General features: G+C 27.8%; 14 protein-coding genes and 1 riboswitch. All 14 genes read left to right on the top strand.

What is annotated here, in order from left to right; genetic code table 11:
- Positions 1 to 14 precede the first annotated feature (14 nt).
- The 14 genes from BLS77_RS09325 (at position 15) to BLS77_RS09390 (ending at position 15,712) form a co-directional block, all read left to right on the top strand.
- The gene (locus BLS77_RS09325) at positions 15 to 2,060 is read left to right on the top strand and encodes a Mu transposase C-terminal domain-containing protein (RefSeq protein ID WP_089968623.1); all 2,046 of its coding nucleotides are present in this window, start codon (positions 15 to 17) and stop codon (positions 2,058 to 2,060) included.
- Complete coding sequence (locus BLS77_RS09330) at positions 2,053 to 3,549, top strand: AAA family ATPase (RefSeq protein WP_175490826.1); 1,497 nt, start codon at positions 2,053 to 2,055, stop codon at positions 3,547 to 3,549. Before BLS77_RS09325 ends, BLS77_RS09330 begins: the two co-directional genes overlap by 8 nt.
- Positions 3,542 to 4,666 carry a TnsD family Tn7-like transposition protein gene (locus tag BLS77_RS09335; RefSeq protein WP_089968629.1) on the top strand — a complete coding sequence of 375 codons (1,125 nt, stop codon included), beginning with the start codon at positions 3,542 to 3,544 and terminating at the stop codon, positions 4,664 to 4,666. The genes BLS77_RS09330 and BLS77_RS09335 overlap by 8 nt, the downstream gene beginning before the upstream one ends.
- Before the next feature lie 54 nt (positions 4,667 to 4,720).
- Positions 4,721 to 5,905, top strand: coding sequence for a hypothetical protein (locus BLS77_RS09340; RefSeq protein ID WP_089968633.1), 1,185 nt, complete (start codon positions 4,721 to 4,723; stop codon positions 5,903 to 5,905).
- 79 nt (positions 5,906 to 5,984) lie between these two features.
- The gene (locus BLS77_RS09345) at positions 5,985 to 6,197 is read left to right on the top strand and encodes a hypothetical protein (protein ID WP_089968636.1); all 213 of its coding nucleotides are present in this window, start codon (positions 5,985 to 5,987) and stop codon (positions 6,195 to 6,197) included.
- Between the two features lie 177 nt (positions 6,198 to 6,374).
- The gene (locus BLS77_RS09350; RefSeq protein WP_089968639.1) at positions 6,375 to 7,562 is read left to right on the top strand and encodes a hypothetical protein; all 1,188 of its coding nucleotides are present in this window, start codon (positions 6,375 to 6,377) and stop codon (positions 7,560 to 7,562) included.
- A gap of 84 nt (positions 7,563 to 7,646) precedes the next feature.
- Entirely contained in the window at positions 7,647 to 8,087 is a 441-nt protein-coding gene (locus tag BLS77_RS09355; protein WP_089968642.1) for a hypothetical protein, read from the top strand.
- 110 nt (positions 8,088 to 8,197) lie between these two features.
- Positions 8,198 to 10,558: an AAA family ATPase gene (locus BLS77_RS09360; protein WP_139164835.1), complete on the top strand. Its 2,361-nt coding sequence runs from the start codon at positions 8,198 to 8,200 to the stop codon at positions 10,556 to 10,558.
- A 65-nt stretch (positions 10,559 to 10,623) separates the two neighbouring features.
- A complete protein-coding gene (locus tag BLS77_RS09365; protein ID WP_089968648.1) occupies positions 10,624 to 10,917 on the top strand; it encodes a hypothetical protein in 294 nt (97 codons plus the stop codon).
- A 15-nt stretch (positions 10,918 to 10,932) separates the two neighbouring features.
- A complete protein-coding gene (locus BLS77_RS09370) occupies positions 10,933 to 11,229 on the top strand; it encodes a hypothetical protein (protein WP_089968651.1) in 297 nt (98 codons plus the stop codon).
- A gap of 731 nt (positions 11,230 to 11,960) precedes the next feature.
- Positions 11,961 to 12,632 (top strand): manganese catalase family protein, encoded by a 672-nt coding sequence (locus BLS77_RS09375; protein ID WP_089968654.1) that lies wholly within the window; start codon positions 11,961 to 11,963, stop codon positions 12,630 to 12,632.
- A gap of 44 nt (positions 12,633 to 12,676) precedes the next feature.
- Positions 12,677 to 12,791, top strand: a riboswitch (FMN riboswitch).
- Between the two features lie 703 nt (positions 12,792 to 13,494).
- Complete coding sequence (locus BLS77_RS09380) at positions 13,495 to 13,707, top strand: DUF3955 domain-containing protein (protein ID WP_089968657.1); 213 nt, start codon at positions 13,495 to 13,497, stop codon at positions 13,705 to 13,707.
- A 123-nt stretch (positions 13,708 to 13,830) separates the two neighbouring features.
- Positions 13,831 to 14,757, top strand: a complete 927-nt coding sequence (locus BLS77_RS09385) for an ABC transporter ATP-binding protein (protein ID WP_089968661.1) — start codon at positions 13,831 to 13,833, stop codon at positions 14,755 to 14,757.
- A gap of 1 nt (position 14,758) precedes the next feature.
- Positions 14,759 to 15,712, top strand: a complete 954-nt coding sequence (locus BLS77_RS09390) for an ABC transporter permease subunit (protein WP_089968944.1) — start codon at positions 14,759 to 14,761, stop codon at positions 15,710 to 15,712.
- The last annotated feature ends 141 nt before the right edge of the window (positions 15,713 to 15,853 follow it).

Raw genomic sequence — 15,853 nt, forward strand, 5'->3', positions numbered from 1 at the left:
TTGAGGTGAAAACTATGCTTTTTAAAGAAAATATGATTTTTGAATTAAATGAAATACAATATAGAATTATTGGCTCAGATGAGAAGAATGAAGATATTTTTATAATAGAAATGAAGAGAGGGTCGCATTGGAATAATGTTATTAATAGAAGCAAATTAGAAGATTATTTCAATAAGAAATTAGCTAAAGAAGTTTTAACTGATAAATATTCAGTTGCATATGAAACTGAATTATCAGAGAAAGCATTGAAAAAACAGCGACTTTATAGAGAAATAATAGCATTTATACTCAAAAATAGCATGAATAATGAGATTTTCTATAGTAATTCAAGAAAATTGATAATAGATACAACTATATCTAAATTCAATATTAGTGAAAGTACAATAAAGAGAGTTTTTAGTAGATATTTAAAAAATGGAAAGGTGATAAGTAGATTAGTCAATTTAAATAATTGTGGAGGAAAAGGTAAGGAGAGAAAAATTACATATAAAGATGAAGATATAGTTGCAGTAGATGAACAGTTTAGAAAGGTGTTTAAGCAAGGTATTAATAAATATTATAATACTTCAAAAAAGAATAGTATTAGAGTTTGTTATGAATTAACTATAAGAGATTATTTAAGACAGAATAAAGATGCTAAGATACCGAGCTTGAAACAGTTTTACTATTGGCATAATAAACTAATAGAAAATGATAAGAAGAGTGTAATCACTAAAAGATACGGAGATAGAATCTATCAACAAACTGGAACTGCAATTGTTGGCAGTTCGATGCAAAACACATTAGCTCCAAGTGACCTATATGAAGTGGACTCCACCATATTGGATTTATATATCGTTAGTAGTATGAATAGGTCTCTTATTCTTGGACGCCCGGTTCTATACATGTGTATTAACGTGTACAGTAGATTAATAGTATCAGTTAACGTTACTATTGAGCCGTTCAATAGCTATACAGGTATGCAAACTTTATTGGTAAATGCTTTCACTGATAAAGTTAAGTACTGTAAAAGCTTCGGTATAGATATTAAGCAGGAAGAGTGGGATGTAAAATGTATTCCTAATCGTATCCTTACAGACCGGGGCGAATTGTTAAGTGGAAATATAGAAAATGCTATTACAAATTTAGGCATAATTATACAAAATACGCCACCATATTCTGGGCAGAAAAAAGGGATTATAGAAAAAAGCTTCGAAAGGATGCATTCTTTAATACGACCTTTCCTTGAAGGCTGGGTAGAGAATAAATTTAATAAAATAGAAAGAGGTAATGTTGACTATAGACTAAGAGCAAATGTAAATTTATCAGAGATAACTAAAATTATTATAAAATGCGTATTATTTAATAATAATCATCATGTTTTAAATTTTTATGAAAGCGACGGATTAGATATAGAAAATGATATTGCTAAGATACCAAGATTAATATGGGAATATGGCGTGAAACAGAAAAAGGGGTTATTAAGAGAATTGGCTGAGGACGTAGTTAAAATTAATTTGCTTCCGAATAGAGAAGTAACAGTAACTGCTAAAGGCGTGAGGTTTAATAAATTATATTATGTTTCTTCTTATTCATTAGAACAAGGATGGCATCAGAAGGCGAGACTTGATGGTAGTTTTAAAATTAGGATTAGTTATAATCCTAATGACTTGACAGAGATTTATTATATAAAAGAAGATGGAATGACTGTGGACACTTTAATTTTAGTAACACATCTAAGTCATTACAAAGGCTTATCAGAAGAGGAACTAAATAAAATAATGGAGTATGAAAAAACGTTAAATAAGAAGGCAGAAGAAGAGGAAGTAAATGCTAAAATAGAATTATATAACGAAATTGAAAATATAGCAGGAAAAGCTAAAATAGAGCAGGAAAGAACTAAGGACAAAAGTATAAGTAAAACTGCAAGGTTAAGAAATATAAGAGATAATATGGAGGTGGAGAGGGAGCATTATCGTAAAGATAATGCAGATTCAAGGGAGTGTAATATTGATGAAGATGATAATGAATTAGGATTATTTGAAGATATAGCTAATGAGTGGGGTGATGAGTATGAGTAAAGAAATAATATTGCCAAGTGGGGTCATTGGTGTAGAAGCAGAATATAAAGAACAGATATTAGATGAATTTAAAGGTAATCCTTTTATAGAAGCACTTCCAAATTTAATAATAGAAAGAGAGGAAATAGTAAAAAGGTTAGCTTTTAAAGTTCCTATAAAAAGGGAGGAGATATTATTACCTAAACAATTGAAATTGACAGCTTTAAATAGAGTTTATAAAGTATTCCAGCCATTACCTGTTCATGTTGAAGTATTTGAAATTTTTAATTCATTAATAACACAAGGATATATTCCTCGTAATCCATTTAATCCAAGTTATATACAGTATATAAATAAGACTGGAGAGGCTATTGTTAATAAAAATTTTAATGTTGATAGCAATGAAAATTTTAGAACAACAGTGCAATGTGGATTAATAATCGGAATTTCTGGAGCAGGTAAAACTTCAACGGTACAAAGATGTCTTTTGCAAGTCCCACAAATAATAGTACATAATAAGTACAAAGGAATACAATTTTCTAATATACAAGTGACTTGGCTAAAGTTAGAAGCTCCTGCAAATGGAAGTATTAAAGCACTTACGCTTCAGTTTTTTCACAAGTTAGACCAATTATTGGGGACAAACAATGTGGATAGATATGTATCAAAACATTTATCGGTGGATAGTATGATTCCAATAATGGGGCAAACAGCAAATTCAATTGGATTAGGATTGTTAGTAATTGATGAATTACAACATTTAGATAAGAATTTTAAACAAGTAATTAGTTATATGGTCATGCTAATGAATTCCTTCGGTGTAAGTTTATTGCTAATAGGCACAGGAGCTTGTTATGAGATGTTGCAACAAAATTTGAGAATAGCTCGTAGAGTAACAGGAGCAGGAGCAATATTTTTTAATCCGATGAAAAATGATAAAGAGTTTGAGATATTTTTAAAAGGAATTTGGAAGTATCAATTTTTAAATAAAAAAGTAAAGTTAACTAAAGAAATAATAGAAGTATTTTATGAAAAAACGCAAGGTATAGCAGATTTAGTGGTCAAATTATTTGTAAACACACAACGATTTTCTTTGAACAAAGGGGTTGATGATATAACAGTTGAAATGATAGAAAAAGTTTGGGAAAAAGAATTTAGTATGGTAAAACCAATGGTTGAAGCTATTAAGAGTAATAATAGAGTAAAGAAGATGCAGTTTGATGACATACAGGAGTTTGGTGTTGCTAAATCTAACGCAGAGTTAAAAGGAGGTACTAACAAAGTTAGTACAGATTCAAGGAACAGTGATAATACAGTTATCGTTAACAATAGTGAAGTAGTAAAGCAAGGAAAAGATACTAAGATAAAGGTTTCAGGTTTAAAGGATAATGATATAAGAAAAATTGTTATTAAAGGTAATAAACATGGCATGAATAATTATGAAAGTTTAAAAGAAGCAGGGTTAATAACTACATTAGAAGATTTATTATTAGATATTAGAAATGCTTAATTTCTTTCCGAGAATTTATGAGGGTGAACTTTTATATAGTGTTATTTCAAGATATAGAATTAAGGCAGTAATAGTTAATAAAAGAGCATTGATGAAAGATTTATATGGAGAAGAAGTAACGTTAAATAGTGTTTATTTCCCTGTACATATAAAGAAAGTGGTTAAAAGTCTACCTATAAATACCTTAGTAAATGCAGATGAGATAATAAAGAAGAATACTCTGTTCAAGGTATTTACAGCATTTTTAGATAAAGAGAGAAAAGATATTGTTTATAAAGGGATGTTAGAATGTAAAAAGTTTAATGCATATCAGCCGTTAGGTATTGTTACAGGAAATATTACAATGAAAGATAAACTGTATTTTTGTGAAGAATGTTTAAAAGAAGATATTTTGAAATATGGAGAAAGTTATTGGGGAGTTATTAATCAAGTACCCGGAGTCTATACTTGTAATAAACATAAAGTAGCGTTAATAGAATCAGAAGTTTCATCATCAAATAGTAGGGTTGAATATAGTTGCTTAAATAAAGATATAAAAGGTAAAAAAGTAGTAGAAAGATTTGAATTTATAAACATAAATTTAAAGTACACTAATATGGTTGAAGATTTATATAGGTTAGAGTTAGAAGTTAAGGATAAAGAATTTTTTGATTCATTTTATATAGATAGATTAAGGGAAAAAGGTTTTACAAGTAAAAATGGAAGTATAAAGTTGATAGAATTAGAAGAAGCTTTTATAGATTTTTACTCACAGGAGTATTTAAATATAATGCAAAGCTCTATTAAAGTAGGTAGTAGTTGGTTAAGGCTATTTATAAGAACTTCGAATAAACAGAAGCATGTATTAAGACACTTATTAATGATACATTTTTTAGGATTAACAATAGAAGGTGTATTTAATACTAAAGAAGTAAAAGGAAAAGTCGAGTATATTTATATTCCTAATCCGAGACTCGATAGAGATATACAGAGGGAAAGATGGTTGCAGGTTTTAAAAGATAATCCGGGACTAAATAAGAGTGGATATAAGAAAATAGGAAAAGGATTATATAGTTGGATGTACAAAAACGACAATATATGGTTCGAGAGAACTACTCCTAAAAAGTATACAAAATAAAAGAAATAGGCAATACTTATAAAGTAATAATACAAAGAGTAGAAGGATTATAGCATGAATAAAAATGAGAAATATATATTAGATATTTATGAATATCAAAATTCAAAGCTTATAGCACTTAAAAAGTATCCAGATGTTCTTTTAGATGTGGAATTCATAAGAGAAAAATATTGTATTACTTTTGATGAAGAAAGCTATAACTATGGAGATAAGATAAATTATTGGCATTATCAATCACAAACTTATTATGACGCAGTAAAAAACTATGATGAATTTATTATCAGCTTAAAGGAAGAATTACTTATAAATTTTGATACTATAAGTAAATATGATTACTTAGTAATAGTACATTTTTTAATATTTAATGATATTATATCTCCACATAAGTTAGTATTATATGTATCACCTGTATATATTAATAAATGTATAGTACCATTTTTAGACTATAGTAGATACAATCACGCTATATCAAAAATCGAAAAAATAAAAGAGAATACTTGTTTAATAGAGCATATTAAAGAGAAGTTTAATATTGAAAATTGTGATACTATAGAGAACATTATATATAATTATAATAACTTTGATAGATATTTAAGCTGTTATGAAAGTTTATATTTAGAAGAATTTTTAGTTGATATAAAATATATATTAGATAAATATGAAGTGTTGAGTAGTTCTAATGAATTAGACTACTATACAATTTTAGAGTATATATTAACAGATTCTGAATTAAGCTTAAAGGTAGATTCAAATGATTATGACATTGCTAAATTATGGGGAGGAAAGCTACAACAAATAAAGATAGGGTTATTTCCAAGTATTTGTGAAGTTTTAAATGATAACAAGAAAATTGATTATAAAAATAATTATTATATAAAAATAAATAGAAGCATACCAAGTAGGATTACAAAAAAAGCCGTTTTTAAATTAATAGATGAGATAAATAAAGAGAGCGATGAAAAAATAAATGCATTAGAAAATTTTTATAGAAATAAGTTTATTTATGAGACAAAGACTAAGAATAAAGAAATGAAAAATATAGATATATTAAAAAATATTGTTAGCAAGTATGAAGAAGTAGAAGAAGGGTTAGCAGATAAAGTTGATAGAAATTTAAAGTTGCTTCTAAATGAAGATAATAATGGGATTAAATCTTATGAAGATATAAATGATTTTTTAAAAAAAGCAATAAAATCATATAAAAGAAATAAAGATAAGTTTTTTAGGGGGAACTTTTAAATTAAAAGGTTACCCTATTTTTTATTGTAAAGTAAATGTTAAACTTTGTTTATAAAAATTTATGCGAGGAGGGTATATTATGTTTGATTTAAATGAGGTATTTAAAAAAGGAGGATATAAAGGTATTTCAGCAGGGGTTGGTATGGTAGTTGGATATCTGGTGACAGAAGGACTTATATATTTAGGAAAGGATGGAAACTTGTTGAGTGAATTAAGAAAAGATTGTGATGAATACGATAAAAAGAGAATAGCTGATATTGAAAATTACGAATTTATAGATGATGAATTATAAAAATAATGTATATATATTATTTTATAAGATTATGTAGACGTAAAAAGCTTAAGATTATAATATATATTACAATTTAAATTATATGGGGAAATTAATATAATTTAAACTGTAGTAATGAAATAATACAGTTTAATTTAAGTATTATTTATAAAGATAAGAAAAGAGGTTATACAAGTAGTGATTGAAAATAATAATCCAATAAAAAAAATATATTTAACAGAATTATTATCTATTGATAAAAATTCTGTTAATTATGAGTCAGATGTAAATAAACATATGAAATATTATAAAAAAATTTCTTGTGAAGTAAAGTTAGAGAGCTTTACAAGAGAGGCAGATATTATATATAAATGGTTGTATGATAGTAATAGATATTTATCTGAAATAGTTGCTAAGGGGAGAAAAATTGAAGAAATAGAAGAAGATTTAAAAATAATCTTTAATGAACAAAAAGATTATTATAATAACTTTATAAAAAAAGCTATATATGAAAAAGCTATGAGGGAATGCCATAGCATATCTGATGTACAGATTGTAATATCAGAAGGAGAATATGAAAATTCAATTAATACAGAAAACTTTATTTATAATATTAATGAAAAATTATTTCATGTTGAGGAGTTTACTAATAAGATAATTATGCTTTTTTCACAGAAGGTATTAGGTAAGTTAAATAGTATATCAACTAATATTGATAAGTTTGAGGTGATGATAGAAGAAGCCATCCATAATTATGAAGAGGTTAAAAAAAACTATTCTAATATGAAGGAACAAAGGCAATTAAATCCATACTTAAATTTATATATGTATATAATGGGATATTTATTAAAAAGAAAATATTCTATAGAAAAGTTAGAAAGTTATATTCAAATTAATAATATAATAGTAGAACAAAAGAAAACGTATGGCATTGAGGATGCAGTTTTATACTTATTAAAGTTAGATATTAAGTATAAAGATTATAAAAAAGTAAAGCAAAATATGTATAAATGTTTTGAAAATATAGAAGCTATGAAGAAATTTAAAAAAAGTAATATGTATGTATTTCCATATTTAAGTATACCAGTGGCATATTATTTATATTTTTCAAGAAAGAATATTGATTATACTATGATAAATATAAATAAAGCTGAAAGTAGAGTTGAGCCAATTATAAGGTGTTGCATGTATGGAAAATATAAAGAAATGAATACATTGTATAAGTTATTGAATTATATACAGGTAGAAGTTGATGGAATATTTAATTCAATTAATCATAGATATGAAGAATCCATGTTAGGATTTCTTTCAGAGATTCTTGTAAATGCATATTATAGAACATTTGGAATAGATGAAGATATTGTATATTGGAGTTTAAAGAAGTAGAATATTCTAATGAAAATATTTCCTCGAAAATATAATGGTATTCATATATCCTTATATTATAAGTTAAATTAAGGAGGAAAAATAATGTTGGACTTAATAAAAGAAACTAAAAAGTATCAAATTTATGAAAGAGAGGGATTTTTAATAAAAATACCTAAGGTTTATGATGGATATTGTTATGCTAATAATAGTTACTCAGACTTTAATCAATTTAGTACGTTAGTAATTGAAAGTAAAGAAAATGGAAAAAAATCTTCCCAAAGATACTATCAAGCAGATAATGAGATTATAGAAAGATTAGATAATGATATAGATTTACTTAATGAGGGAAACATAAGAGATTTACATTTTAAAAGAGCATTTTTAAGTATTCTGTATGATAATAATCAAAGATACAACTTTATAAATAATAATAATGAAGTTGTTGAAGGGATATTTTTAGGAAAGAATTCTTTTAATAATGATTTTTATATTAAGGTGGATAATGAAAAATGTATAATAAATAATTATAAGAGCGAAGTTTAATAATTGAATTAATAGAAATGTAAGAGTTGAGCAGAGAATTGCTTGACTCTTTTTTTGTTAATGTATGTTAAAATATAGGAGTGGAAATTTAATGAGGGTAGGTGTGGGTATTGACAGAAAAAGAAATAAAAGAAGAACTTATGTCATTGTATAAAAGAGTTTCAAGGGTCAATAAAGCATCCAAGTTCTATAAATGTGATTTGCATATTCATACTCCAGCATCTTTGGATTATCAAAGATGTTTTAATAAAGATGAAGAAGAACAGGAATATCATCTTTTCTTAGAACATTTTATAGAGAGTGATGTTGATGTAATAGCTATTACAGACCATAATACAGTGAATGGATATTATAGAATACAAGAAATTGTAGAAAAAGATAATGATTTGAAGATGAAATTAGGAAATAAGCTTATATTGCCGGGGGTTGAGATAACTTGTTATGGAAAGCATTTTTTAGCTATTTTTCCGAAAGAGTATAAGAAGAGCAAATTGGATGCGTTACTTATTGAAGCAGGTATAGATATGGATGAGCAAGGAACAGAAAATGTATCAGCAGATAGATTATCGCCATTAACGTTATGTGAAAAGGTAGAAGATTATGGTGGAATAGTGATAATAGCTCATGCTGATTCTGATAATGGATTATTACAGGAGTATTTTAAAAAGAGAAATGGAGACGTAACTGTTAGAGGAAAATCCATAGAAAAAACGCTAAAGTCACAAGCAGTACATGGTATTTGCTATAATTCAGAGAAAAATTTAGACAGATTAATAGATTTAAGAAAAAATTTTAATGTAGAGAATATATCTTTTTTAAGAGCATCAGATTCACACTCAGTTTCTGAAGAATATATGGCATCAGGTGTTCCTTTAGGAAGTAGATGTAGTTGGATAAGTATGGGGAAGCTATCATATAATGCTTTGAAGTTGGCACTAAAAGATGAAGGGTCAAGAGTAATTAATGAGTTGCCACCAAAAAAGACGTATCCTAATATCTTAGGTCTTTGTGTTAAAGATGGATTTATAAAGGATATTAATGGTAATGAGTGGGCAGTTGTTCCATTTTCGAATGCATTAAATTGCATTATTGGAGCAAGGGGCACAGGAAAGTCAACAATGATTGATATTTTAAAGTTTTTGCTTAATCCACAAAATGAAGATTTGGGAGATAGTATTATTGGCAGATTTGATAAGGCGATTGTATTTATTAATATTGATGACAACGTATATGTTATTAGAATGAATGCTCCAATATCGATGAACAGATTAAATATTACATACTATTATTTGAAAGGTAATAACTTCATAAAAATTTCTAAAACATCTAAGTTTAAAACCAACAAAGGAGCAGTAGTATTAATATCTGATTATTTAAATGCCTCAGAAATTCAAGGGTTCAGGCAAAAAGATATATTGGAAATATCAAAATTAGAATTAGGACCAACAATGATGGTAAGGAGCCTATTGAATTTAGAGCATAGAGAAAGAATGGCACAACTTAGAAAAGAAGAGGAAATAATTAAAAGCAGTATAAAACAACAATGTAAAGAAATAAGCAAGTATAAAAGTGTAGATAAAAATGCTGATTTAACTTCGGAATATTTGAAGCAACAATATAGTAGGTATATTGGAATACAAAAGGAGATAAATGGATATTTAGAGGGGATAGTAAAACGATTAAATAAAGAATTGAAAGATGAATTACAAATTGTATCTAAAACATATATAAAAGAAAGTGTATATGAAGAGATGATTGATAGATGGTTAAGGATACATAGAGATAGAACGTATGCGTCATATGATATTATTGTTAAGTATAAAAAATTATTAAAAATAGTATTTAATAATAATGATAATGATAATTATGAGTTGATGTATAATTTATTTGCATATGAAAGTGAAAAAATTGCAGAGAGATATAGTATTTCTTGTAGTGATGCAGGGCGTTTATGTGATTTTTGCAATGGTAAAATAAATGATGCAGAGTTACTTATAGTTCCTCAAATGATTATAGACTATGAGCTGAATGTAAATCATGGTATTTCAAATAAAAAAGTTTTTGTAAGAAGAAATAGACTTTCTTTTGGGCAAAAAGCAGTTGGAATGTTACTACTTATATTAGTAGGAGCAACTAAATTAGGTGAAATGAGACCTTTAGTTATAGACCAACCTGAAGATGATTTGGATAATTCGTATATTTATCATACACTTGTTAAACAATTTAGTTTAATTAAGCATTGTAGGCAGTTAATAATAGCAACCCATAATCCTAATATACCAATTGCAGGAGACTCAGAGAATATTTTAGTTATGAAGAGTGATGGTATAAATGGATGGGTAGACTTATCAGGAAATATAGATAACGAAAAGGTCGCTGAAAGAGTGTTGCAAATACTTGAAGGAGACATAGAGGCATTTGAGAAGAGAGCTGAGAAATTTGGGTACAAGCTTGTTAAAATAAATAATTAGTAGTATAACAGTATCGTTTAATAGACTAAATAAAGAATATAAAAGGTTGGTAGGGAGTATTTAGAATGAATAATGGAAATAGGCAGAAATTACGATGTCAAATATATTACCTTGAGAATTTAGGTAGAGATATAGATATTATAGAACTTGATAATATATTGGATGAAATAGAGAGGGTAAAAGAAGAAGAGGAAAATTGTTTCGAAAACTTAAAGGACGGATTAAAGGAATTTGAAACTGGAATTGAAATTCAAGATAATATAGACGTGTTTATAGAAATGTTTGAAATGGTAGAAAAGTTAAGAGAATATAGCGTTAACTTAAATGAAGCAATAGAATATATAAGGGAGTCAATTTAGGAGAGGATAAATAGTATGAATAAAGAAAGAAGAGAAGAGTTGAAAAATATATTAGATAGATTACAAGGTATTAATACTAAAATAAGTAATAGCGATTTTACTATAGTAGATGATGTTATTTGTGATTTAAATGACATTAAAGATGATGAAGAGAATAAATTAGATAATTTAACAGGAGGGCTAAGAGAAACAAACAATGCATATAATATGGAAAGAGCTATAGAAAATTTAGGCGAAGCTATAAATAAGTTAGAAGATTTTGATATGAATAGTGTAGAAGCTTTAATTTATAAATTAGAGGAAATTAAATAAATATATATTGAGAAATTGTGAATAATAACCCTGAATCTGTATGATAGCTAAGGCTATTATACTATGTAATCTCTCGCAATAAATTAACTCTCTCCGAATAAACACTGCCGATTCTAATAAACAATGACCGGGGGCATCTTTGATGCAGAGTTAAGGTTGAAGATTTAGAGGAAAGTGTCAACTAAAGTTGCAGAGTTAAGGGAGAAAGCTAAAGCAAGGTAAATACAGGGGTGATGGTTGTTTTTTCAACCGTTACTTCTTTTTTTATACCCTTGAATCTGTAATGCGTTAGCATTACCCCAGCATTACCCTTTAGTCAAACTTTAATCAGAATCCGAAGAAAGAGTGACTAACAAAATGGTATTAAATACGATTATTTTTCGGGAATTATGAGGGGCAAAGTTTAATCGGAATTTTTTAAGAATGGGGAGTTTAGGGTGGTTTGGAAAGTCGTTTTATTGTCGGAGAGTACAAAAATAGGCTGTTTATAAATGTCTATATTTATTTGAATTAATTCTTTTCCACCTTCCTTATACCCTTGGGTTTAAGTGGGTGGAATTTTTTAATTGCTTTTATTAATGGAAAATGGATTTATGATACAACTAATAATTGTTAAGTAATATATACTCTGAAAATTATTTAATATAATTCGTGTAATATTTACATGAATTATTAAGTTAGTAAAGGGAAATGATATAAGAGTAAAGATATATTGACTGGAGGGTTTATTAATGTTTGAACATAAAAAACAATTATTACATGAAGTAAAAGTAGAAAAAGCAAATCCACAATATGCAGTATTAATGCAAGAACAATTAGGTGGAGGTAATGGAGAATTAAAGGCAGCAATGCAATATATTTCTCAAAGTTTTAGGATAAAAGATCCTGAAATAAAAGATTTATTTTTAGATATTGGAGCAGAAGAACTAAGCCATATGGAAATGGTAGCTCAAACAATAAATCTATTGAATGGTCATGATGTAGATAATTGTAAAGTTACTAGTGGAGAAATCCAAACACACGTACAATGTGGATTGTCACCTGTATTAATTAATTCATCAGGAGCACCTTGGACAGCAGATTATGTCACTGTTACTGGAGATTTAGTTGCAGACTTATTATCTAACATAGCATCTGAGCAAAGAGCAAAGGTAGTATATCAGTATCTATACCGCCAAATTGAAGATAAGGAAGTAAGAGCAACAATTGACTTCTTGCTTAATAGAGAGGAAGCTCATAATGCTTTATTTAGAGAAGCACTTAACAAGGTACAAAAGACAGGTTCAAATAAAGATTTTGGAGTTACAGAGGACTCTAAACTGTACTTTGATTTATCCACACCAGGACCATCACATGAAGCCCCAAATCCAACACCACCATCATTTGAGAACACAAGAAGATAAGCATTAATTCATTAAATAATGACACGATTCACTTGTAAAATTGAATAAATCTTCACGGAAGGGTGTAATTCCCTACCGGCGGTAAAGCCCGCCAGCCTTAGTGGCAGATTCGGTTATATTCCGAGGCTGACAGTAAAGTCTGGATGAAAGAAGATAAAATATACAGTATAGTAATCTTAAAATAACTATATTTATTTAGTGTATTTAGCTTTGAAATATTATATATTTCAGAGCTTTTTTTACATTAAAATTACTATATTTAAATTGTATAATTATAATAAGTATATCTCTATTTAAGAATATTAATAAAAAATTAGGTAGTGTAAAAGATGTAAGATATCAAAGTTACATTACCTATAATCTAAAAAAATATTGCATTATATTTAGGCTATGATTCTTTAGAAAAAATACCTAACTATGATGCTATAAATAACTTTTTGAAAAACTTAGAGGTAATAAAATTAGAGATTATATGATAAGGGAATTATTCAAAAAAGATCATTAGAGAAGTATAGGATATTAGATAAATACTGGTGTATTGAAATTGATGGCGCGCAACTATTTTCTTTTAAAGAAAGGCATTGTGAACCTATGTATAAACTATAGGACGAAAATATAGGTTCAAAGAGAGAATGTAAATCCTCGTGTGTATGCTATTAATAACGGAGGAACATGTTGCTTTTGGCATTCGTATTGTTCCTGCAATCAATATATATATATATTGATTGCATAATAGGGCTTATATTGATTTAGGGAAATAATATATCAATATATATAATAAATTTATTGGTAAACAATAAAAAGTGTGATATTATATAATCAATAATTAATTAAGGAGGTTCAAATTGGAAAATATCGTTTAATGAAAAAATATCTTTTAGCATTAATACCATTTATTATAGGAATAGGTTGTATGATAACCTATTCCATCATCGGATCTGAGGTCGCTCCAGATGGTACTTTTGTGGAAGCATTTTTTAAAATGCCAATAGGTTACTTATTCTTGGCTATTGGTATAATTATTGGATTAGTAGTAAGTATAATGTCATTATATCGTAACACTAAAAAAAAATAACTAGTCATATTCTAGTTTATTCTGTGCTAGGTTTCATAATCACAACCTTTATATAGTTCGCTATAATCAGGTTATTGTTCTTGGCCTAGTGCAAATTAATACTTAAAAATAAGGAGGTTCAATATGGAAGCAAAAGCTATAGTACAAATCAAGAATGTCACAAAGAAAATTGGTAAGAAGGTAATAATAGATGATCTTACTTTTGATGTGTTTTCAGGGGAGGTTTTTGGATTCCTCGGACCAAACGGATCAGGTAAAACTACTACTATTAAAATGCTTTTAGGACTGATGTCTATTACTAAAGGCGAAATGTATATTGATGGATTCGATGTTGAGAAAAATTTTGAAAAGGCTGTTGCCAAAGTAGGTGGAATTATTGAAAACCCAGATTTATATAAATATTTAACTGGATATCAAAACCTTGTTCATTTTTGGAGAATGTATCCAGATATAAAAAAGGAACGTATTGATGAGGTTATAAAAATTGTGGGTCTTGAAAAAAGAATACATGACAAAATAAAGACATATTCTCTAGGTATGCGTCAAAGACTAGGGGTTGCACAAGCGTTACTTAATTCTCCAAAACTATTGGTACTAGACGAGCCTACCAATGGACTAGATCCAGCTGGTATTCATGAATTGCGTAATCATTTGAGGACTCTTGCAAAAGAAGAAAATATTGCAGTAGTTGTATCAAGTCATTTACTTTCAGAAATGGAGCTTATGTGTGATAGAGTAGGAATAATACAAAATGGGAAATTGGTTAGGATTCAAGATATGAAGGAAATGCTTGAGGATAACTCAGACTCAGTTATAGCTTTATCTGTTCAACCAATTGAAAAAGCAAAAGCATATTTAGAAAGTCTTAGTAGTGAATATAATTCTAAAATAAATAATAATGAAATTGAAATTATAGAAAATATAGAAAATGTTCCTGAGTTAGTTGAAAAGCTTGTGAAACAGGAAATTAAAATTTACGGAATTCGTAAAGTGCAACAAAGTTTAGAGGGCAAATTCTTGGAAATGACGGAGGGAAAAGAAATTGAATAAGATGATTAACTTAATTCGTAATGAAAATATGAAACTTGCGCATAGTATTAGTACATGGATAATGATGGGGCTGTTGGTTATTATAATAGTAATAATGGGGCTTATATCTAAATTTGGAGACAATACTCCACCTAAAAATGATTGGAAAGAAAATATAATCACCCGAAATCAGTCTATTAATGAAAGCTTAGCTAACATAGATAATATAGAAATGTCTAAAATGGAAAAGGATTCACTTAAAGATGAGGTTCAAACTAATGAATATCGTCTTAAAAATGATATACAACCTATACAATGGAACTCTTTATGGGGATTTGTAGAAGGAATAGCAAGTATGCTAATATCCTTAATTGCTCTTTTTGCCATTGTAATGGGTGGCGGAATAGTAGCAAATGAGTTTTCGGGGGGTACAATTAAACTATTATTAATTAGACCTTCAAAGAGGTGGAAAATTTTAGTGTCTAAATACATTTCTGTTATAACATATACTTTTTTTATGGTTTTGATACTTCTAGTAGTGTCATTTTTAATAGGAGGAATATTGTTTAGCTTCAAAGGGGCTAGTGCACCATTCCTTACAAATTCTAATGGGCAAATTAATGAAGTTAATATGATAGTGCATATTATACAGCTTTGTGGACTTAAGTGTATAAGTTTAGTTATGATGGTCACTTTAGCCTTTATGATTTCTACAGTTTTCCGTAATAGTGCAATGGCTATAGGAATCGGAGTTTTTCTTTTAACAGTAGGGAATGGTATAACAATGATACTTTCTAGATTTAATTGGTCAAAATATATTTTGTTTTCAAATACAGATTTGACTCAATATAGTACTGGTAAGCCATTAGTTGAAGGAATGACTATAGAATTTTCAATTATTGTGCTTATAGTTTATTTTGTAATTTTTAATGTTATTTCATATATCGGTTTTACAAAAAGAGATATAGTAGCCTAATGTTACAAATAAAAACTATAGATGGGGTAATTTAACCAGTTATTCTATTTTTAGAATAAATTTCAATGTTTGCAATATAATATGATTTGAAGCTATCTTCTAGTATAAGGATGTAACTGACCTGAAGAAATATAACTAATT

The sequence above is a fragment of the Clostridium gasigenes genome (assembly GCF_900104115.1).
GTDB lineage: Bacteria > Bacillota > Clostridia > Clostridiales > Clostridiaceae > Clostridium > Clostridium gasigenes.